18 protein-coding genes and 1 pseudogene are annotated in these 18,319 nt (G+C 70.3%); 10 read left to right on the top strand and 9 right to left on the bottom strand.

Translation table 11 applies throughout. From position 1 onward, the window contains the following. Positions 1–53: 53 nt before the first annotated feature. The 4 genes and pseudogenes from ACQ66R_RS18530 to ACQ66R_RS18515 all read right to left on the bottom strand — a co-directional run bounded on the left by ACQ66R_RS18530 (position 54) and on the right by ACQ66R_RS18515 (position 4,840). Positions 54–659, bottom strand: a complete 606-nt coding sequence (locus tag ACQ66R_RS18530; RefSeq protein WP_430424300.1) for a hypothetical protein — start codon at positions 657–659, stop codon at positions 54–56. Between the two features lie 461 nt (positions 660–1,120). After that, positions 1,121–2,077, bottom strand: a complete 957-nt coding sequence (locus ACQ66R_RS18525) for a prolyl oligopeptidase family serine peptidase (RefSeq protein ID WP_430424298.1) — start codon at positions 2,075–2,077, stop codon at positions 1,121–1,123. 52 nt (positions 2,078–2,129) lie between these two features. Beyond that, positions 2,130–2,459 (bottom strand): hypothetical protein, encoded by a 330-nt coding sequence (locus tag ACQ66R_RS18520; protein WP_430424296.1) that lies wholly within the window; start codon positions 2,457–2,459, stop codon positions 2,130–2,132. A 937-nt stretch (positions 2,460–3,396) separates the two neighbouring features. Then, a pseudogene (locus ACQ66R_RS18515) lies at positions 3,397–4,840 on the bottom strand (aldehyde dehydrogenase family protein). A 307-nt stretch (positions 4,841–5,147) separates the two neighbouring features. On the opposite strand from ACQ66R_RS18515, the gene ACQ66R_RS18510 reads away from it, so the two are divergent. From ACQ66R_RS18510 to ACQ66R_RS18480, 7 genes are all read left to right on the top strand, one after another. Next, positions 5,148–5,876, top strand: coding sequence for an SDR family oxidoreductase (locus tag ACQ66R_RS18510; protein WP_430424294.1), 729 nt, complete (start codon positions 5,148–5,150; stop codon positions 5,874–5,876). Beyond that, on the top strand, positions 5,873–6,232 hold the full coding sequence (folB, locus tag ACQ66R_RS18505) for a dihydroneopterin aldolase (protein WP_430424293.1): 360 nt from the start codon (positions 5,873–5,875) through the stop codon (positions 6,230–6,232). The genes ACQ66R_RS18510 and folB overlap by 4 nt, the downstream gene beginning before the upstream one ends. A gap of 184 nt (positions 6,233–6,416) precedes the next feature. Then, positions 6,417–6,824: a DUF4870 family protein gene (locus ACQ66R_RS18500; RefSeq protein WP_430424291.1), complete on the top strand. Its 408-nt coding sequence runs from the start codon at positions 6,417–6,419 to the stop codon at positions 6,822–6,824. Positions 6,825–6,964: 140 nt separating this feature from the next. Further along, positions 6,965–7,453, top strand: a complete 489-nt coding sequence (locus tag ACQ66R_RS18495) for a MarR family winged helix-turn-helix transcriptional regulator (RefSeq protein ID WP_430424289.1) — start codon at positions 6,965–6,967, stop codon at positions 7,451–7,453. Beyond that, positions 7,453–8,160: a response regulator gene (locus ACQ66R_RS18490; protein ID WP_430424288.1), complete on the top strand. Its 708-nt coding sequence runs from the start codon at positions 7,453–7,455 to the stop codon at positions 8,158–8,160. Before ACQ66R_RS18495 ends, ACQ66R_RS18490 begins: the two co-directional genes overlap by 1 nt. A 238-nt stretch (positions 8,161–8,398) precedes the next feature. Next, positions 8,399–9,760: an ATP-binding protein gene (locus ACQ66R_RS18485; protein WP_430424286.1), complete on the top strand. Its 1,362-nt coding sequence runs from the start codon at positions 8,399–8,401 to the stop codon at positions 9,758–9,760. 70 nt (positions 9,761–9,830) lie between these two features. Then, the gene (locus ACQ66R_RS18480) at positions 9,831–10,253 is read left to right on the top strand and encodes a DUF2147 domain-containing protein (RefSeq protein WP_430424284.1); all 423 of its coding nucleotides are present in this window, start codon (positions 9,831–9,833) and stop codon (positions 10,251–10,253) included. 58 nt (positions 10,254–10,311) lie between these two features. Here ACQ66R_RS18480 and proC read toward each other — a convergent pair whose 3' ends face one another. Next, positions 10,312–11,109, bottom strand: coding sequence for a pyrroline-5-carboxylate reductase (gene proC, locus ACQ66R_RS18475; protein ID WP_430426349.1), 798 nt, complete (start codon positions 11,107–11,109; stop codon positions 10,312–10,314). A gap of 218 nt (positions 11,110–11,327) precedes the next feature. Between proC and ACQ66R_RS18470 the strand changes: the two genes are divergently transcribed. Beyond that, positions 11,328–13,250 (top strand): S9 family peptidase, encoded by a 1,923-nt coding sequence (locus tag ACQ66R_RS18470; protein ID WP_430424282.1) that lies wholly within the window; start codon positions 11,328–11,330, stop codon positions 13,248–13,250. Positions 13,251–13,253: 3 nt separating this feature from the next. Here the strand turns inward: ACQ66R_RS18470 and ACQ66R_RS18465 are convergent, their stop codons facing one another. The 4 genes from ACQ66R_RS18465 to ACQ66R_RS18450 form a co-directional block, all read right to left on the bottom strand. Further along, positions 13,254–14,843, bottom strand: a complete 1,590-nt coding sequence (locus tag ACQ66R_RS18465) for a methyl-accepting chemotaxis protein (RefSeq protein ID WP_430424280.1) — start codon at positions 14,841–14,843, stop codon at positions 13,254–13,256. A 9-nt stretch (positions 14,844–14,852) separates the two neighbouring features. Then, complete coding sequence (locus ACQ66R_RS18460) at positions 14,853–15,167, bottom strand: hypothetical protein (protein ID WP_430424278.1); 315 nt, start codon at positions 15,165–15,167, stop codon at positions 14,853–14,855. Between the two features lie 209 nt (positions 15,168–15,376). After that, entirely contained in the window at positions 15,377–15,880 is a 504-nt protein-coding gene (locus ACQ66R_RS18455; RefSeq protein WP_430424276.1) for a YbjN domain-containing protein, read from the bottom strand. Positions 15,881–16,019: 139 nt separating this feature from the next. Continuing rightward, on the bottom strand, positions 16,020–16,268 hold the full coding sequence (locus ACQ66R_RS18450) for an accessory factor UbiK family protein (protein WP_430424274.1): 249 nt from the start codon (positions 16,266–16,268) through the stop codon (positions 16,020–16,022). A gap of 117 nt (positions 16,269–16,385) precedes the next feature. On the opposite strand from ACQ66R_RS18450, the gene lgt reads away from it, so the two are divergent. Then, the gene (gene lgt, locus ACQ66R_RS18445; RefSeq protein ID WP_430424272.1) at positions 16,386–17,273 is read left to right on the top strand and encodes a prolipoprotein diacylglyceryl transferase; all 888 of its coding nucleotides are present in this window, start codon (positions 16,386–16,388) and stop codon (positions 17,271–17,273) included. Beyond that, entirely contained in the window at positions 17,270–18,319 is a 1,050-nt protein-coding gene (locus ACQ66R_RS18440; RefSeq protein ID WP_430424270.1) for a class I SAM-dependent methyltransferase, read from the top strand. The genes lgt and ACQ66R_RS18440 overlap by 4 nt, the downstream gene beginning before the upstream one ends.

Below are 18,319 nucleotides of genomic sequence, written 5' to 3'. Positions count from 1 at the left end.
CGTTCGTGGGGTTCGTGTGGTTCGTGGTTGAAACCCTAGGACGCGTTGCGCCGTCAGCCGGAGTTGGGCCAGCGAGGCGGGGCGCGGGGGCCGGGCCTGGGCGGCGCGGCCGAGCCCAGGAGTTTGTGGCGGGTCGCGGCTTGCGGCGGGCGGGCCAGGACGGCGACGCCGGTGGGTCTTGAGGGGCCGGGTTCGGGCGCCGGCGGATCGGCTTTCGCCTGCGCCAGGAGGTCCCGCAGGGTCGGCAGGAGGCGGGCGGCCTCCGGGGGAAGGCGGTCTTCGAGACGGGCCGCGTCCCGGGCGACCACGCCCAGGGTGCTCAGGAACTTCGGCAGGCTGACGGGCTCGTAGTCCCGGTCGCGTTCCCGCTCCAGTTCCGGGCGCTCGCCGCGTTCGACAGGCTCCGCCGGCTCCCGCTCGGGGAGCTCGAGGCGTTCCGGCATCGCCTTGGGCGGGGCGCGCAGGGTCCTGCAGAGGCGGATGCCCATGCGCAGCGCGAACGTGCACTTGGTGAAACCCTCGACGAGGTCGAGGCAGCGCCGGGTATCGGGTTCGGCCTTCGCCGCCGCGGCGAGCGTCGTCGCCAACCCGTAGGCGCAGTCGACCAGCCCCTCCAGCATCTGGAGCTCACGCGCGTCGCGGGCAGCCTCGGTCGACATGAGAACAAAGATAGAACATGAAGGCATCGCCGTCAAGCGGCGCCGGGTACGGGCAATGTGCTGGCCGCGCCGTGATCGCCGGGTTCGCGCCCTCAAGCGACGTCGACGCTTCGCCCTACCCAATTCCGTCATCCCGGGCGGAGCGCTCGCCAGAGCGCGTAGACCCGGGACCCAGCCGCACCGCCGGCGACGCTGCCAAGGGACGGGCGCCACCCGGGGTGCTGGTCGCGCCCGGTTTAGAGCGTCCCGTTCCGGCAGCTCGTCGGGATGATGCCGGCGTGTTGGCCTACCGTGGGGCCACGCCAGCCTATGACGGGGCCCGGATCATCGGCCGGCGCAGCTTTGCGCTCGCGTCTGCTGGGTCCCGGATCTCCGCGCTCTGGCGAGCGCTCCGCCCGGGATGACGGTGTGGTGGAGGTCAGTTCCGCAAACCACCGACCCTTGGCCCGTCCGCGACCGACCTACCTCTTCAGGCGCCCCTCGAACCAGGCGACCATCTCGGTCATGGCGTCGGTGGCGTAGGCGTCGGTCTTGGCGGGGTCGCCCTTGACGTAGAAGTCGTGGTCGGCGCCCGGGTAGGTTTTCAGGCGGTTTTCGACGCCGGCCTTGTCGAGGGCCGCCTTCATCTTTTCGCTTTGCGCCAGCGGCACGCCGCGGTCGGCCTCGCCGTGCAGCAGCAGGGTCGGCGGATCGCGGGCGTCGACATTGTGGATGGGCGAGACCGAGGCGAAGAGCCGGTCCTCGAAGGCGATGGGGCCGGCCTTGGGGCGGCCCTGCAGCAGGATGGCCAGATCGGTGGGCGGGAAGTAGGCGACGACGGCGGCGACGCGGTTGCCGGAGCGCTCCAGCGGGTTGGCGGCGGCGGGGTCTCCGTCATCGGCCATCAGGCCGGCGACGAGGGCCAGATGGCCGCCGGCGCTGGCGCCCCAGACGCCGATCCGCTTGGGGTCGGCCCCGTAGTCTGCGGCGTGAAGCTTGATGTGGCGCAGGCCCAGCCGAACGTCTGTGACAGCGTCCGGGACCTGAAAGCGCGGGGCCGAGGAATGGTAGAGCGCCACGACGGTGAAGCCCTTGTCGATCAGGGCCTGATAGCGGGCCTGGCGCTCTTGCGGCGGGGCCCATGAGGATCGCCAGCCGGCGGAGACCATGTTGACCACCAGCGCGCCGTTGGCGCCCTTCACGGGCTTGAAGACGTCGTAGGTGAGCGCCATCCCGTCGCGGTGGCCGTAGATGACGTCGCGGACGTAGGTGGCGGTCTTCAGCTCCGCGGGCGTCGGCGCGCGAAGGGCGCTGCGCGGATAGCCACTGAGCGGGGGGCCGGGGTCGGCGGGCGGCGGGGCCGGCGCCTGGGCCATGGACGCGGAGGCGGCGCCCAGCGCCAACAGGGCGGCGAGCGCCGCGCTCCAGAGCCTGTTCATGGACGTCTCCCCCCTGGCGTTCGCTGGCGCGTAGCGAAGCCGAGGTTCGGCCCTACTGCAAGGCGAGCTCGCCGGACGCCCCGTCGCGGAAGTCGTCGGCGCCGACGAAGGCCACGCTCTCGTCGTCGAGCACCCACATGCCGATGAAGGACGGATGCGTCGGATCCAGCTCCTCTTCGAGCAGGTCGCCGTCGTGCACGGAGACGTTGGTGTAGTCGAAGTCGAGCGTGAGCTGGTCGGCCAGCCCCAGCAGTTCATCGGCCATGCGACGGGCGTAGCCGATGGCTTCGCTCTCGTTGGCGAAATCGTCCACGAGCGTGTTGACCTCGGCCGCCTCGGCGTCTTGCGCGGCGCTGGTGGTGACGATGGTGTAGGCGGGCATGGCGATGTCTCGGAGTTGGGAAACCCCTCACCTACCCTGTTCCGGGGGGCCGCGGGTGGGGAACTGGGAGATCGTCGTTCGGGGGGAGGTGCGCGCGGGCGTGTGTCGGGCCTTCGGGGCAGCCCCGGGCGTCTGCTTCCGGGGCGGATGATAAGGCCCGATTGACCAATGGCGGACATAGGTCTCGCCTGCCAAGGTGCCCCAGTGAGCCTGCATCGACACGACCCCGCTGACCGAGCGCCGCCATGGGGTAAGAAGGCGGTTATCGAAGACGTCTTCGATCTGCCGGATCGTGGGACGATCCTACAAGTGAAGGCTTGGGTTCCGGGGAGCGCCTGCCGAGTGCGGGTCCAGGTCGGAAAGCATGGCGAGCTCGAAACCACCGCCTATATAAGCCGACCCATCGGCGATCATGTACAGGCTGCGTTGCTGATCAAAGGGCGTGCGGCTTCAGACTTTAGGATCGGTGACGAGATCGAGTTCATCTCCGCGGATGTCGGCTGACCCCCCATCGCAGACATTCAGAAGGTCTGATCTCGGTCATCAGCGACACGGTCCCGCCCCTCAGACCAAGCATCCCCAACGGGGATGAAATCCGCCCTGAAATCCACGGTTGATGCGAGCCTTGGGGTCCGGCGATGTCAAGGACGACGCCCGCCGGGCGTCGCCGCCCCGCGGCGGGCCTCCGGCCCGTCCTTGAGATCGCCGGACCCCAAGGCAAACTCCGTCCATGGATTGAATGGCGCAGACCGGCCGCTCCTAAGTGGGAGGACTCAGCGGGTGGGGCTAGCCCCCTCCACCCCCGCTCTGCGGCCGGCTCGCGCCGGCCTCGGCGGGCGGTCCCCCTCCCCCTCGCTGCCGCGACGGGGGAGGTAAGTCGCAACGCAAAAGGGCCGCCCCGGAGGGCGGCCCTTCGCATTCGCAGTGAGGCGGACGCTTATTCCGCGGCGGGCTTCGGCGCGTAGCCGAGGACGGCCTTGGTTTCCAGGAATTCGTGGAAGGCGAAGTCGCCCCACTCGCGCCCGTTGCCGCTCATCTTGTAGCCGCCGAAGGGGACTGCATGGCGTCCATCGCCTGCCGTTGATGGAGACCTGACCGGCGCGGAGCTTGGCCGCGACCTTGCGGGCCTTTTCCAGATCGCCCGACTGGACGTAGGCGGCCAGACCGTACTCGGTGTCGTTGCCGATCTCGATGGCCTGGTCGAGGGTCTCGTAGCCGAGGATCGACAGCACGGGGCCGAAGATCTCTTCCTTGGCGATGGTCATGTCGTTGTTCACGTTGGCGAACACCGTGGGCTTCACATAGTAGCCCTTGTCGAGGCCGTCGGGACGCCCGGTGCCGCCGATGACCAGGGTCGCGCCCTCGTCGATGCCGGCCTGGATCAGCTTCTGGATCTTGTCGAACTGGGTCTTGTTGACCACCGGGCCCAGCTGGCTGTTGCCGTTGGGGTCGCCGACGGTGACCTGTTCGGCGGCGGCCTTGGCGACCGCGATCGCCTCGTCCATGCGCGTCTTCGGCACGAGCATGCGGGTGGGGGCGTTACAGGACTGGCCCGAGTTGGTCATCATGGTGGCGACGCCACGGCCGACGCCCTTGGCGAACGCGTCGTCGTCCAGGACGATGTTGGGGCTCTTGCCGCCCAGCTCCTGGGCCACGCGCTTGACGGTCGGGGCGGCCGCCTTGGCCACCTCGATGCCGGCGCGAGTGGAGCCGGTGAACGAGACCATGTCGACGTCGGGGTGGCTGGAGATCGCCGCGCCCACGCCGGGGCCGTCGCCCTGGATCATGTTGAACACGCCGGCCGGCACGCCCGCCGCATGCATGATCTCGGCGAAGATCTGGCCCGAGAACGGCGCCACTTCCGACGGCTTCAGCACCATGGTGCAGCCGGTGGCGATGGCCGGGGCCACCTTGCAGACGATCTGGTTCAGCGGCCAGTTCCAGGGGGTGATGAACCCGCAGACGCCGATCGGCTCCTTGACGATCATCGTCGGGCCGCGGTCTTCCTCGAACTTGAAGGTCTTCAGCACCTCGATGGCGGTGGCCAGGTGGGCCATGCCGATCGGGGCCTGGGCGCGCTGGGCCAGCGAGGCCGGGGCGCCCATTTCCTCGGTGACGGCCGTGGCCAGGTCGCCGAAGCGCTTCTGGTACTCGGCCAGGATGCGGCCCAGCACCTCGAGGCGCTCTTCGCGGGTGGTCTGCGACCAGGTGGCGAAGGCCTTGCGGGCGGCCTTGACGGCCTTGTCGACGTCGGCGGCCGTGCCGATGGCGATCTTGCCGCAGACTTCCTCGGTGGCGGGGTTCTCGACGTCGAGCGTCTTCAGGCCCTCGGCGGGATCGACCCACGCCCCATCGATGTAGAACTTGAGGTACTCGCGCATAGACGTCCTCCTGGAGACCTTATGTCGTTGCGGGCATAGGGCTTGCGAGCCCCACCCTTCAAACAATCATTTTAGTGATCGGCGTTCAGGTGGGAAGCCCTTCGGTGACAAGTCTTCTGTAAGGGCCCGCAGATTTGCAGCGGCCTGGCCGCCCGCACTTGCCCGCTTGGCCGGGCCTCGCTAAAGCCCAGACCAACTGACTCCGGAGGCCCCATGAGCGGCATCTACATGATCCTCGTGTTCGTCGCGGTCTTCGCGGCCCTCAACCGCTTCGAGTTCGGCCGCTTCGACTGAGGCGCCCCTGACGATGGCCAACCGCGGCGCAGCACTGGTGACGGGCGGCGCGCGGCGGATCGGTCGCGTGCTGGCGAAGACGGCGGCTGAGGCCGGCTATGACGTCGCGATCCACGTGCGCGCCATGGACGACGAGGCCGAAGCCGCAGCCGGCGACGTGCGCCGGCACGGCCGCAAGGCCACGATCCTGACCTGCGACCTGCGCAAGGAAAGCGCCTCGGTGGCCCTGGTGGGCGAGGCCGAGGCGGAACTCGGGCCCGTGACCCTGCTGGTCAACTCGGCCTCGGTGTTCGAGCAGGACCAGTTCTCCGACATGAACCGCGCCAGCTGGGACCTCCACATGGAGACCAACCTGCGCGCGCCGCTGGTGCTGGCCCAGGCGTTCGCGCGGCGGCTGCCGGCCGACCGCGAGGGGCTGATCGTGAACGTGTTGGACCAGCGCGTGCTGCGGCCGGGCGCCGACTTCTTCTCGTACACGCTGTCGAAGACCGCGCTGTGGGACGCGACCCGGATGCTGGCCCAGGCGCTGGCGCCGCGCATCCGCGTGAACGGCATCGGCCCCGGCCCCACCCTGCAGTCGATCCACCAGGACCCCGCCGACTTCGCGGCCGAGGTGGCCACGACTCTGCTGAAGCGGCCCTCGGCTCCGGAGCAGATGGGCGCGGCCCTGCGCTACCTGATCGACGCCGAGGCGGTGACCGGCCAGATGATCGCGGTGGACTCGGGGCAGCACCTGTCATGAGCACGCTCGCCATCAGCAAGGTGTTCGTCACCGGCGTGCAGGTGCAGGCCGAGATCGGCGTCTATCGCCACGAGATCGGCCGCGTGCAGCCGCTGATCGTCGACGTGGAGCTGGACGTGCCGACCAATGCCTCGGACCGGCTGGCAGAGACCGTGAACTACGAGACGATCCTGAAGGCGGCCCAGGACCTGGCCGGGCAAGGCCACATCGGCATGGTCGAGACCTTCGCCCATCGCCTGGCCGAAACGTGCCTCGAGGACCCGCGCGTCACCCGCGCCCGGGTGCGCATCGAAAAGCCCCTGGCGCTGGCCCCGCACGCGGTGGGCGCCGGGGTGGAGATCGTGGTCGCGCGATAGCCCGTTCGCCGGGTGAGCAATTTGTAACGCTGTGACCACTTTTCGTGACGCCGTTCCGGGTCCATCTATCTTGCATCGCCCTATAGTGGGCCCGCGGCCTTCCCGGAAGGCCGCTCACGAAAGCAACGGGCCTGTTCGCCCCGTCCTGCGGACAGGACAGGCCCTGGGAGCAACAAGAGAGACGATGACCGACCAAGTGGGCTACAGCACGACCGAAGACCGGACGATGCCGGCGATCTGCTACGCGCTCTACCTGCTCGCCTTCGCCACCGGCATCACGGCGGTCATCGGCGTGATCGTCGCGTACGCGCAGCGCAGCACGGCGGGCCCGGTTATGCGCTCGCACTACACCTTCCTGATCCGCACCTTCTGGCTGGGCCTGCTGCTCGCCATCGTGGGCGGCGTGGTCGGCGGCATCCTGATGGGGATCGGCGCGATCCTGACCGTAATCCTGATCGGCTTCCCGATCATGGCCCTGGCGGGTCTGGTCTGGTGCGTGGCCGCGGCCTGGTTCGGCATCCGCTGCATCGTGGGCCTGGTGCACCTGAGCCGCGGCGACGCTTATCCGCGCCCCGAAGCTCTGCTGGTCTGACACTGACACCAGGCCCTCCCGTCCGCGGGAGGGCCGCCTGCCTTGCGGCCCTTCGCCTTGCGGGGGGAAGCGATCTCGGCCACGGTGCCGGCGCTTCGCATGGCCCGCCTGCATCCCCTCCCCACACCCGAGCGCCCCCGATGAGCGCGCCGCCCGATCCGCGCCTGATCCTGCGCGAGGACGAGCTGGACGCCGGCGTCGAGCTGATGCTGCTGGCCGAGGCCTCGCTGTGGGCGGCGGTGGACGCCGGCCTGGACGCCGAGGGCCTGGGACTGGGCCGTTCGCACTGGCGCGCGGCGTTCCTGCTGCGCCGGCGCCCGGGCATCGGGGTGCAGGAGCTGGCGCATCTCACCAGCCTTTCGAAGCAGGCCGCCAGCCGCATCCTGGCCGACCTGGCCGGCAAGGGCCTGGCCCAGAAGCTGGCAGGCGACGAGGACGCGCGCCGCCGCAGCGCCGCCCTGACCGAGCGTGGCCTGGCCTTCGAGGCGGCGATCAGCGAACGCGTGCGCGCGCATCTGGCCCGCGCCTACCGCACGGGGGGACTGGACGGCGTGGCCGGCGCGCGCGCCATACTGTCGGCCATGGCCGGGGGGCGGACCAGGAGCCCTAACCCGTCCGGAGGACGCTGATGAGCTTTTCGGATGCTCCGCCCCGGGCGCGGCACCTGCTGGTCGTCGACGACGACGACCGCATCCGCGACCTGCTCAAGGAGTACCTGACCCGCGCCGGATTCCGGGTGACGGCGGCGGCGGGCGGGGCGCCGGCGCGCCGGCTGCTGGGCACGCTGGACTTCGACCTGGCGGTCTTCGACGTGATGATGCCGGGCGAGGACGGGTTTTCGCTGACCAAGTGGCTGCGCGAGCAGCGCGGCTCGTCGGGCAAGACCCCGGTGCTGATGCTCACGGCGCGAACCGAATCCGGCGACCGCATCGAGGGCCTGAAGCTGGGCGCCGACGACTATCTGGGCAAGCCGTTCGAGCCCGAGGAGCTGTTGTTGCGCATCGAGGCGATCCTGCGCCGGGCGCAGGACAAGCCGCAGGGCGGCGGCTCGCTGTCGCTGGGTCGCTGCGCCTTCGACGCCGAGCGCGGCGAGCTGACCAGCGGCGGGGAGAGCATCCGGCTGACGGAGGCCGAGGTGGCGCTGCTGCGCCAGCTGGCGCGGACGCCGCACGAGGCGGTCGACCGCATGGAGCTGGCCCGCGGCTCGGTCGACCCCTCGGGCCGCGCCGTCGACGTCCAGGTCACCCGCCTGCGCCGCAAGATCGAGGACGACCCCAAGGCCCCCCGCTACCTCCAGACCGTCCGCGGCGTGGGGTACCGGCTCGCGCCGGACTGATGGGGATCTGCGAACCCCTCACCTCCCCCGCGAAGCGGCGGGAGGGGGACCGCTCGCCGAGCCCGGCCTTGTGTCGGGGGAAGAGCGAGTGGTGGAGGGGGCGAGCCGCGAGCTCGGCGGATCAACCTGGCCGATTCGCATTCCGTGCAGGTGGTTCGCCCCCTCCACCATCGGCTCTTCGGCCGATGGTCCCCCTCCCGCCGCTGCGCGGGGGAGGTGAGGCGCAGGGGAGGAACTCATGAAGCTCCCCTCGTCCTTCCGCGTCCTGGTGAGGTGGCTGAAGCGGCAGTTGCCGGCGACGCTGTTCGCGCGGTCGCTGCTGATCATCGTGCTGCCGGTGGCGCTGATGCAGATCGCGGTGACCTACGTCTTCTTCGACGCCCACTGGCAGACCGTGACGGCGCGGCTGTCGGAGGGTCTGGCGGGCGATATCGCCTGGGCGGTCGAGAGCTACAAGGAAGACCCCACGCCGGAGGCGTTCGCCAAGCTGAGCGAGCGGGCCGAGGAGTCTATGAGCCTGTCGGTGGCGTTGCAGCCCGGGCGCAAGCTGCCGGAGCGGCGGCGCGATCCGCCGGTGCTACTGGAGGCTTTCTTCGCGCCCATCGACCGGTCGCTGGACCGGGCGCTGAGCGAGCGGATCGACGCCCCGTTCTGGTTCGACACCACCCGTTACCCCGCCTACGTGGACATCCGCGTGGGCGTTCAGGGCGGGGTGATGCGGATCCTGGCGCCGCGCGAGCGGGCGTTCGCGACCCAGGGGCATATCTTCGTGCTGTGGATGACGGTGGCGACGGTGCTGCTGACCGCCATCGCGATCCTGTTCATCCGCAACCAGGTGCGCGCCATCGAGCGACTGGCCAGCGCGGCCGAGGCGTTCGGGCGGGGCGCCGACGTGGCCGCGTTCAAGCCGCACGGCGCAAGGGAGGTGCGGGCCGCGGCGACCGCCTTCCTGGACATGCGCGCCCGCATCCAGCGTCACATCGAGCAGCGCACCGCCCTGCTGGCCTCGGTGAGCCATGACCTGCGCACCCCGCTCACCCGCCTGAAGCTGGCGCTGGCCCTGGCGGAGCCCACCAAGCGCACGGCCGAGATGAAGCGCGACCTCTCCGAGATGGAGCACATGGTCGACGAGTACCTGGCCTTCGCCCGCGGCGAGGGCGGCGAGGCCACCGAGCCCGCGCCCCTGCGCCCGCTGATCGAGGCGGTGAGCGAGGGCGCGCGCCGGATGGGCGCCCAGGTGAAGATCGACGTCGACCCCGGCCTGATCGCGACGGCGCGGCCCAATGCGCTGAAGCGCGCGCTGGCCAACCTGGTGATGAACGCGGCCGCCCATGGCGAGCACGTGGAAGTGGCCGCCCGGCGCGGCGCCCAGGGGCTGGAGATCACCGTCGACGACGACGGGCCGGGCATCCCGGCCGAGCAGCACGAAGAGGCCTTCAAGGCGTTCGTGCGGCTGGACGAGAGCCGCAATCAGAACATCAAGGGCGTGGGCCTGGGACTGGCCATCGCCCGGGACGTGGCCCGCGGCCACGGCGGCGACGTCACGCTGGACCGCTCGCCGCTGGGCGGCCTGCGTGCGCTGGTGCGCCTGCCGGGGTAGCATCATTCATGTGGGGTTCACGGGCGACGGCCAAGCTTGCCCGCGAACGAAATCCGGGGATCGAAACTTCATGCGCGCCATCGCCCTCGCCGCCGTCCTGACGGCCCTGACCGCCGCGCCCGCCTTCGCCGCCGACCCGGCCGAGGGCGAGTGGTTCAACCAGACGGCCACCGGCAAGATCCGGATCGGCCCCTGCCCCAGCCAGGCGGGCAAGCTGTGCGGCGCGATCAGCTGGCTGAAGCCGCCGAACGACAAGGCCCTCGACAGCAACAACCCCGACCCGAAGCTGAAGACCCGCCCGATCCAGGGGATGCCGATGCTGTGGGGCTTCAAGTCGTCGGGGCCCGGCAAGTGGACCGGCGGCAAGATCTACGACCCCAACAGCGGCAAGACCTATGACTCGAAGATCAGCGTGAACCCGAACGGCACGCTGAAGGTGGAAGGCTGCATCTCGGTGATCTGCCAGGCCCAGACCTGGAAGCGAGCGAGCTAGCGACCTCCTCTCCCCCGAGCGCGCAGCGCGAAGAGAGGGGGAGGGTCGGGAGAGGATGTCAGGCCCCCAGCTCCTTCGAGCGGCGCACAGCGGCGGCGACGGCTTCACGCATCAGGTCAGGCAGGCCGTTGCCGGCCAGCAGCACGTCGAGGGCGGCCTGCGTGGTGCCGCCGGGCGAAGTGACCTGACGGCGGAGTTCCGCCGGCTCCTCACCGCTGCGCGCCAGCAGGGCGGCAGCGCCGGTGAGGGTCGAGCGGGCCAGACGCTGGGCCTCCTTGGCCGATAGACCGGCGGCGGTCCCGGCCGCCTCGAGGGTCTCGATGAAGGCATAGAGGTAGGCCGGCGCCGAGCCCGACACGGCGGTGGCGGCGTGCATCAGGGTCTCGTCGGTCAGGGACACCACCGTCCCCAGCGGCTCGAACAGGGCGTGTGCGCGGGCCAGCGCCGCGGGGTCGTCGGCGAAGACGCTGGCCGTCCCCTGCCCGATGGCCGCCGCCGTCGTGGGCATCACGCGGGCCACGCTGCGGCCGCCGAAGGCCTTGGCGATGTCGGCCGACTTCACGCCCGCGGCGATGGATACAATCACCGCGCCCGAGCCGAGCCAGGCGGCGGTCTCGGCGGCGGCCTCGCGCCAGACCTGCGGCTTGACCCCCAGCACCACGGTGGCGGCGCGGGCAAGGTCCGCCTCGGGCGGGTTGAGGACAGCGCCCGCCCTTTCCGCGGCCAAAGCGGACGGACCCGGATTGGGATCGCGGATCATCAGGTCGGAACCGGCGAAGGCGCCCGCGGCGAGCCAGCCTTCGATCATGGCGCCGCCCATGCGGCCGGCGCCCAGCATCAGGATCGGCGTGATCATGTTCAGCAAACTAGCGACCAAACCCCCCGTGTCATCCTGGTTTCCACACCGCCACCCCTCCCCCCGAACGTCATCCCCGGCCTTGTGCCGGGGATGACGTTCCAAGAGGGGCGCGAGGGGGACATTGACCCCTATGAAGAAACACCGATCCGCCGACTTTCGTTGACGCGGGCGTGAGGGCGGGCTTGCTTCGCAGCCCTGACGTTCGGGGAACATCCATGTCGCGCGCGCTGCTGCTCGGAACCGCCCTTGCCCTCGCCCTGGCCGCAGGGGCCACGGCTCAGCCCGCGAAGCGCGAGGTGGGGAACATCGTCTATGACGGGGCGCCCGCCACGCCGCCCGCGCTGCAGGCGGCAATCGCGCCCTACTACAATGCGCGCACGGCCACGTTCCAGGACTGGCTGCCCGACGGCTCGATGCTGATCACCACCCGGTTCGGCGACACCTACCAGGTCCACCGCGTCGCGCGGCCCGGCGGCGCGCGCACCCAGCTCACCTTCTTCCCCGAGCCGGTCAACAACGCCCAGGTCCTGCCCGGGACCTCGACCTACCTCTATCCGCGCGACGTGGGCGGGGCCGAGTACTACCAGGCCTATATCCGCACCCTGACCGGCGCCGAGACCCAGCTGACCGCGCCAAACACGCGCAACCAGGGGTTCGTCTTCGCCAAGGACGGGAAGACCGTGCTGTGGAGCCAGGTGACGCCCGGCGATCCCAACTACGACATCGTGCTGGCCGACCCGGCGAACCCGGCCGGCCGCAAGGTGATCCACGAGGGGACCGGCTCGGTGGCCCCACTCGACATCAGCGGCGACGGCAAGACCGTGCTGGTCGGCCGCTTCCATTCCCAGGCCTGGGTCGAGCTGTTCACCCTGGACGTGGCCACCGGCAAGCTCACGCCGATCGGGCCCAACCGGAAGATCGGCTACCAGGGCGCGGCGTTCGTGGACGGCGGCGCGGGCGTTCTGACCCTGTCGGACGACGGGGCCGAGCACACGCGGCCGGTGGTGATCGACCTGAAGACCGGCAAGGTCCGCGACCTGGAGCCCGACGCGAAGTGGGGCTCGGAGGGCATGGACCTCAGCCCCGACGGCAAGGTCGTGGCGCTGTCGGTCAACGAGGAGGGCTATTCCACCCTGGTCCTGCGCGACGTGGCGACCGGCAAGGTGCTGCCGGGCCCGAAGCTGCCGCAGGGGGTGCTGACGGCGGCCAAGTTCTCGCCCGACGGGACGAAGATCGGCCTCTCGCTGTCGACGTCCACCAGTTCGGGCGACGTGTGGAGCTATGACCTGGCCAGCGGCCAGCTCACCCGCTGGACCGAGAGCGAGCTTGGCGGCCTGGATCCGGCCAGGCTGATCGAGCCCACCCTGTTCCGCTACCCCACCTTCGACGGCAGGCAGATCCCTGCGTTCATCTACAAGCCGAAGACGGCGAAGAGCGGCAAGCTGCCGGTGGTGATCCAGATCCACGGCGGGCCCGAGGGCCAGGAGCAGCCCAGCTTCAACCCGCGCCGCCAGTCGTGGGTGGCCGAACTGGGGGCTGCGGTGATCATCCCGAACGTCCGCGGCTCGTCGGGCTACGGCAAGACCTACATGGGCCTCGACAACGCCGAGAAGCGCGAGGACTCGGTGAAGGACATCGGCGCCCTGCTGGATTGGGTGGCCAAGCAGCCCGACCTGGACGCCAGCCGCGTGGCGGTCGTGGGCCAGTCGTACGGCGGCTACATGGTGCTGGCGGTGGCCGGCCACTACAACGACCGCATCGCCGGCGCGATCGACCTCTACGGCATCTCGGACTGGGTGACGTTCCTGCAGAACACCGAGGGCTATCGCCGCGACAACCGCCGCGCCGAGTACGGCGACGAGCGGGATCCGAAGATGCGCGCCGTGTTCGACAGGATCGCGCCCATCCGGATGAGCGAGCGGATGAAGAAGCCGATGATGGTGTTCCAGGGCGCCAACGACCCACGCGTTCCGCGGTCCGAGTCCGAGCAGATGGTCGCCAAGCTGCGGGCCCAGGGAACCGAGGTCTGGTACGTGCTGGCCAAGGACGAGGGCCACGGCATCTTCAAGAAGGCCAACCAGGAGGCCGTGCGGGCCACCGAGGTGGTGTTCCTGAAGAAGGTGCTGGGCGTCGAATAGCCGTCAGGCGGCGGCGCGACGCGCCGTCGGGTCGGCCGTCACGCGGAAGCGCGCCACCAGCCCGGTGAGCTTCTGCGCCTCGTTCGCCAGTTGCTGGGCGGCGGCGGTGGCTTCCTCGACCATGGCGGCGTTCTGCTGGGTGACGCCGTCCAGGGCGTTGACGGCGGTGTTGACCTGCTGGAGGCCGGTGGCCTCCTCAGCCGCCGACTGGGCGATCTCGGTGATCACGCCATTCACGGCCACCACCTCCGCGGCGATGCGGTGGAGGGTCTCGCCGGTCAGCCCCACCAGCTCGACCCCGCGGCCGACCTGGGCCTCGGAGGCCGAGATCAGGGCCTTGATCTCCTTGGCGGCTTCGGCCGAGCGCTGGGCCAGCCCCCGCACCTCGGACGCGACGACCGCGAAGCCCTTGCCGGCCTCGCCGGCCCGGGCGGCCTCGACGCCGGCGTTGAGCGCCAGCAGGTTGGTCTGGAACGCAATCTCGTCGATCACGCCGATGATCTGGCCGATCTGGCGCGACGACGTTTCGATCTCGGTCATCGCCGAGATCGCCGACTGAACCACCTCGTCGGAGCGTTCGGCGTTCTGGCGGGCCGAACCCACGGCCTCGCGGGCGCGGATGGCCCCGGTGGCCGTGCGCTTCACCGTGGCCGTGATCTGGTCCAGGGCCGCGGCCGTCTGCTCCAGCGTGGCCGCCTGGTGCTCGGTGCGACGGGAGAGGTTGTCGGACGCGTTGGAGATCTCACCGATGCCGGCGTGCAGGCGATGGCTCACCTCGACCACCGCGCCCAGGGCCGACTGGAGTTGCTCGGCGGCGGCGTCGAAATCGCGCTTCAGCTGGCCATACTGCGGCGGGAACGACGCGCCGATGCGATAGGTGACGTCTCCCTTGGCCAGGTGTCCCAGCGCGTCGGCCAGGGCGCCGACCACCAGAGAAGCCTCGTCGTCGGAGGCGCGGCGCGCCAGTTCGCGCTCGGCGGCGGCCGCGGCCTCGCCGTGGCGGGCGGACTGCGCTTCGGCGCTGGCCACCTCGGCGCGCTCACGGGCCTCCGACGCCGCCGCGAGGGTCTGGGCCGAGCGCTCGAACATGGCCGTGATGCTGCGGCCCGCCCAGATCAGACCGGCCGCCTCGACCAGCAGGATCACCGCGTGGATCACCACGCGATCCAGATGGCCGCCGCCGGGGAACACCGCCGCGGGCAGCAGAACCGAGAGCAGCAGGTGGTGCGCAGCCACGACCGCGGTCGCGGCGCCGATGACCCGCCAGTCGCAATAGACGATCAGCAGGGCCAGGCCGGCGAAGTAGGCCATGTGCATGTCGATCTGCCACGGGTGGCCGGCCAGGGACGCCACCAGGAGGGAGACCGCGGCCATCAGCGCGACGCCCGAGGTCAGCCGCATCGCCGGGCCTGCGCCCGCGGCCCGCCATTGTCCCGTCACGACGCCCGCCAGCGCCGCCGCCGCCAGCCCGAGGCCCATCCAGGCGTTCCCGGCCGCCCAGGCCGCGACCGTGGTGACCGGGACCAGCAGCCAGAGGCCGACGATCACGATGCGGGCGGCGAACTGGCGCTGCTGGTCGATCGTCTCAAACATTTGGGGTCCTTAGCTGGCACAGACCGCGCTGCCCGCGGGCGCGACGGAGAACAGCGCCCCGGCGTCGCGGAGCTTTTCGGCCGCCCGCCCTTCCGGGTCGCGAATGACGATGATGAAGGGCGCGGCGCCCAGGTCGCGGACCTGCCCCGCGGCGGCGGCGGCCTGCATGACCTGGGAGCGGCTCCACCACGGCGGGAACACACCGGCGGCCTCGCGAGCGTCGGCCGAGCGCGATCCCGTGGCCAGCAGCACGATCGCAGACGCCGCCGCGAGACCGAGCGGCGCTGCGATGTCGGCGAGCTTGTGGCCGGTGCGTGGAGACATGCGCGCACCGTTGCGGCGCGGGTCCTTAGCATATGGCTAACAGCCGCCGCGGACGCCGCCCGCCCCGGTTGCGCGCCCCACGCGCTTCACAGCGCCGGGTAACGCCGGCGGCGGAAGACCCTTATCTATTCAATACCATCGCCCGGCAGGGCGGAGGAGCGAGACAACCAGGACGGGTTGTGCGGCGCTTCGTCGCCTCGCTGCGGTTTTCAGGCCTCGCCGACGGTCTCGAACATGCAGGCGGCGATGGCCTCCTGCGGGGTCTTGGCGCCGCGGAGCAGGAAGTCGTAGGCCGGGAAGAACCGGTCGGCGCATTCCACCGCCACGTCGATCATGGCCGCGGCCTGGGCCAGGCTGGGCTGCTCGCCCGACATCAGCGCCATGCCGTGCCGGAAGATGATCTCGCCTTCGTCCCACAGCTCGAAGTGGCCCAGCCAGACACGAGGGTTGATCGTGGCGATCAGTTCCTGGGCCGTGTGGCGCTGGGCCTTGGGCACCGCCAGGTCCATCGAGAGGCAAAGCTGCAGCGTGTCGCCCTCGGGACGCCACGCGAACCAGAGCTCGTAGTCCTTCCAGTCGCCGGCCAACGTAAAGGCCAGGTCGCCATCTTCCGTCCTGTCGAACGGCAGGTTCTCGGCTGTCAGAACATGCTCGACGACGTCGAGCGGGTCGTTGGTCAGGACGACGCTGTCGTCGGTCTGAGAGGTGTCCATCACGACCCCTTATTGATCGGACGGGGGACGGAACGCCGCCCCCGAATCGTCCGCTTAACCGACCCTAGACCGTTTCCGGAAACGAGTGTCAGCGACTTCTTGTAACGGGCGAACGGCTTTCGCGTGACGTGTAACGTGGTCAAGTCGTCTTCGCGTTCTTCTTCGCTGCTTTTGGCGTCTTCAGAGCCTCGATTTCAGCACGCAACGCGGCGACTTCGGCCTTCAGGGCGTCGAAATCCTCACGGCGCACGAGGTCCATCTCGGCCACCAGACGATCGGTCTGACTGCGAAAGGCGGCCTTGGCCTCTTCGCCGGCGGCCTGGGCCAGGCCCATGGCGGCGGTGGAGAGCTTGGCGATCTCGTCGAGGAGGGGGTTTTGGGTCTGCATTCCAGGTCTTCTTCCGGCGGGTTGGCCCGTCCATACAGGTATATGGCGACTGGAGGGGTGAAAGCGAAGGGCTTCTCGTCTAAGTCCCTGGAAGACAACGCCGGAGCCTGAGCCGCAGTGCCCTTCCCCGATATCGACCCGATCCTCGTGCAGATCGGGCCCCTCGCCATCCGCTGGTACGCGCTGGCCTACATCGCGGGCATCCTCCTGGGGTGGCGATATGCCACGGGCCTGCTTCGCAACACCGCGCTGTGGACGCATCGCCCGGCGCCCATGACCCCCGAGCAGATGGACGACCTGATCCTCTGGATCGCCATCGGCGTGATCGCCGGAGGGCGGCTGGGGCATGTGATCTTCTACACGCCGGAACTGATCACCGAGGATCCGGTCCGCATCCTGAAGACCTGGGAAGGCGGGATGAGCTTCCATGGCGGGGTGATCGGCGTCTCGATCGCGATGATCCTCTTCTCCCTTCGCAACAAGGTGGACCTGCTGCGGATCGCCGACGTGGTGGCGCCCGCCTATCCGATCGGCCACTTCCTCGGCCGCTGCGCCAACTTCATCAACGGCGAGCTGTGGGGCCGCGAGGCGCCGGGCCTGCCGTGGGGCTTCGTGTTCTGCAACGACCGGATCCAGCGCGAACTGGGCTACTGCCCGGCCGGGAACGTCGTCCGCCACCCCAGCCAGCTGTACGAGGCGCTCTTCGAGGGCCTGATCCTGTTCCTGATCCTGCTGTGGGCCACGCACCGGGCCAAGCTGGGCAACCGCCGGGGCGTGATCGCGGGCATCTTCGTGCTGTTCTACGGCGTGTTCCGGATCGCCATCGAGACGGTGCGCCAGCCCGACGCCGGGCTCGAGAACCTGCCGCTGGGCCTGACCATGGGCATGTACCTGTCGATCCCGATGCTGCTGGGCGGCGCCTACCTGATCTGGCGCGGGATGCGCGAGCCCCTGCCCCCGGCGCTCTCGGCGCCCGCGAGCCCGGCGGCCGCCAAGACGTCGTGAGCCTCGCCGACAAGCTGGCGGCGCAGATCGCGCAGACCGGGCCGCTGACGATGGCCCAGTACATGACCGCCTGCCTGCACGACCCGCAGTTCGGCTACTACGCCACGCGCCCGGCGCTGGGCGAGACGGGCGACTTCCTGACCGCGCCGCTGGTCAGCCAGATGTTCGGCGAGCTGATCGGCCTCTGGGCGGCCTCGGCCTGGCGGCAGATGCGCGCCCCTGATCCGTTCGTTCTGGTCGAAATTGGGCCCGGCGACGGCACGCTGATGGAGGACCTGCTGCGGGCCGGCCGCGCCCTGCCCGGCTTCCTGGATGCGGCCGAGGTGTGGCTGGTCGAGACGTCCGAGCCGCTGGCGGCGCGGCAGGCGGCGCGTCTGGGCGAGCGGGTAAGCTGGGCGCGGTCGCTGGACGAGGTTCCGAGCGGCGTGCCGATGTTGCTGGTCGCCAACGAACTGCTGGACTGCCTGCCCGCCCGCCAGTTCGTCCGCATGGCGACCGGTTGGACCGAGCAGGTGGTGGGCGTAGATCGCCAGGGCGCCCTGATCCTGGGCCGCGTGCCCGCGCCCGTCGCCCTGCCCGACGCGCGCGACGGGGCCGTGCTGGAGATCTCGGCGGCGCAGGAGGCGCTGGGCGCGGTCCTGGGCCATCGGCTGGCGGAGGACGGGGGCGCGGCCCTGCTGATCGACTATGGCCGAGACCAGCCGGGCTTCGGCGACACCCTGCAGGCGCTATCCCGCCACAAGAAGGTGGATCCCCTGGCCTGTCCAGGCGAGGCGGACCTGACCGTGTGGGCCGACTTCCCGGCGGTGATGGCCGCGGCCGAGACGGCGGGCGCGCGCGCCGCGATCCAGACCCAGGCGGCGTTCCTGGCCCGCATGGGGATCGGCGAGCGGGCCGAGGGGCTGGTGCGCGCGCGGCCCCACAAGGCGCACACGATCGGGCGCCAGCTCAATCGATTGGTCGGCGGCGACCAGATGGGGGAACTCTTCAAGGCCTGTTGCCTCTATTCTCCCGGCTGGACCCCGCCCGCGTTCGAGGAAGCCTGA

It is taken from the genome of Phenylobacterium sp., from assembly GCF_965284355.1.
GTDB lineage: Bacteria > Pseudomonadota > Alphaproteobacteria > Caulobacterales > Caulobacteraceae > Phenylobacterium.
This window is presented reverse-complemented; position numbering and strand designations above follow the sequence as displayed.

Excerpts from the sequence above, each read along its gene's own strand:
- ACQ66R_RS18455 (WP_430424276.1), bottom strand. The coding sequence starts at position 15,880 with ATGGACACCTCTCAGACCGACGACAGCGTCGTCCTGACCAACGACCCG.
- ACQ66R_RS18465 (WP_430424280.1), bottom strand. The coding sequence starts at position 14,843 with ATGTTTGAGACGATCGACCAGCAGCGCCAGTTCGCCGCCCGCATCGTG.
- ACQ66R_RS18480 (WP_430424284.1), top strand. The coding sequence starts at position 9,831 with ATGCGCGCCATCGCCCTCGCCGCCGTCCTGACGGCCCTGACCGCCGCG.
- ACQ66R_RS18500 (WP_430424291.1), top strand. The coding sequence starts at position 6,417 with ATGACCGACCAAGTGGGCTACAGCACGACCGAAGACCGGACGATGCCG.
- ACQ66R_RS18450 (WP_430424274.1), bottom strand. The coding sequence starts at position 16,268 with ATGCAGACCCAAAACCCCCTCCTCGACGAGATCGCCAAGCTCTCCACC.
- folB (WP_430424293.1), top strand. The coding sequence starts at position 5,873 with ATGAGCACGCTCGCCATCAGCAAGGTGTTCGTCACCGGCGTGCAGGTG.
- ACQ66R_RS18460 (WP_430424278.1), bottom strand. The coding sequence starts at position 15,167 with ATGTCTCCACGCACCGGCCACAAGCTCGCCGACATCGCAGCGCCGCTC.
- ACQ66R_RS18530 (WP_430424300.1), bottom strand. The coding sequence starts at position 659 with ATGTCGACCGAGGCTGCCCGCGACGCGCGTGAGCTCCAGATGCTGGAG.
- ACQ66R_RS18510 (WP_430424294.1), top strand. The coding sequence starts at position 5,148 with ATGGCCAACCGCGGCGCAGCACTGGTGACGGGCGGCGCGCGGCGGATC.
- ACQ66R_RS18520 (WP_430424296.1), bottom strand. The coding sequence starts at position 2,459 with ATGCCCGCCTACACCATCGTCACCACCAGCGCCGCGCAAGACGCCGAG.
- ACQ66R_RS18485 (WP_430424286.1), top strand. The coding sequence starts at position 8,399 with ATGAAGCTCCCCTCGTCCTTCCGCGTCCTGGTGAGGTGGCTGAAGCGG.
- proC (WP_430426349.1), bottom strand. The coding sequence starts at position 11,109 with ATGATCACGCCGATCCTGATGCTGGGCGCCGGCCGCATGGGCGGCGCC.
- ACQ66R_RS18525 (WP_430424298.1), bottom strand. The coding sequence starts at position 2,077 with ATGAACAGGCTCTGGAGCGCGGCGCTCGCCGCCCTGTTGGCGCTGGGC.
- ACQ66R_RS18490 (WP_430424288.1), top strand. The coding sequence starts at position 7,453 with ATGAGCTTTTCGGATGCTCCGCCCCGGGCGCGGCACCTGCTGGTCGTC.
- ACQ66R_RS18495 (WP_430424289.1), top strand. The coding sequence starts at position 6,965 with ATGAGCGCGCCGCCCGATCCGCGCCTGATCCTGCGCGAGGACGAGCTG.
- ACQ66R_RS18470 (WP_430424282.1), top strand. The coding sequence starts at position 11,328 with ATGTCGCGCGCGCTGCTGCTCGGAACCGCCCTTGCCCTCGCCCTGGCC.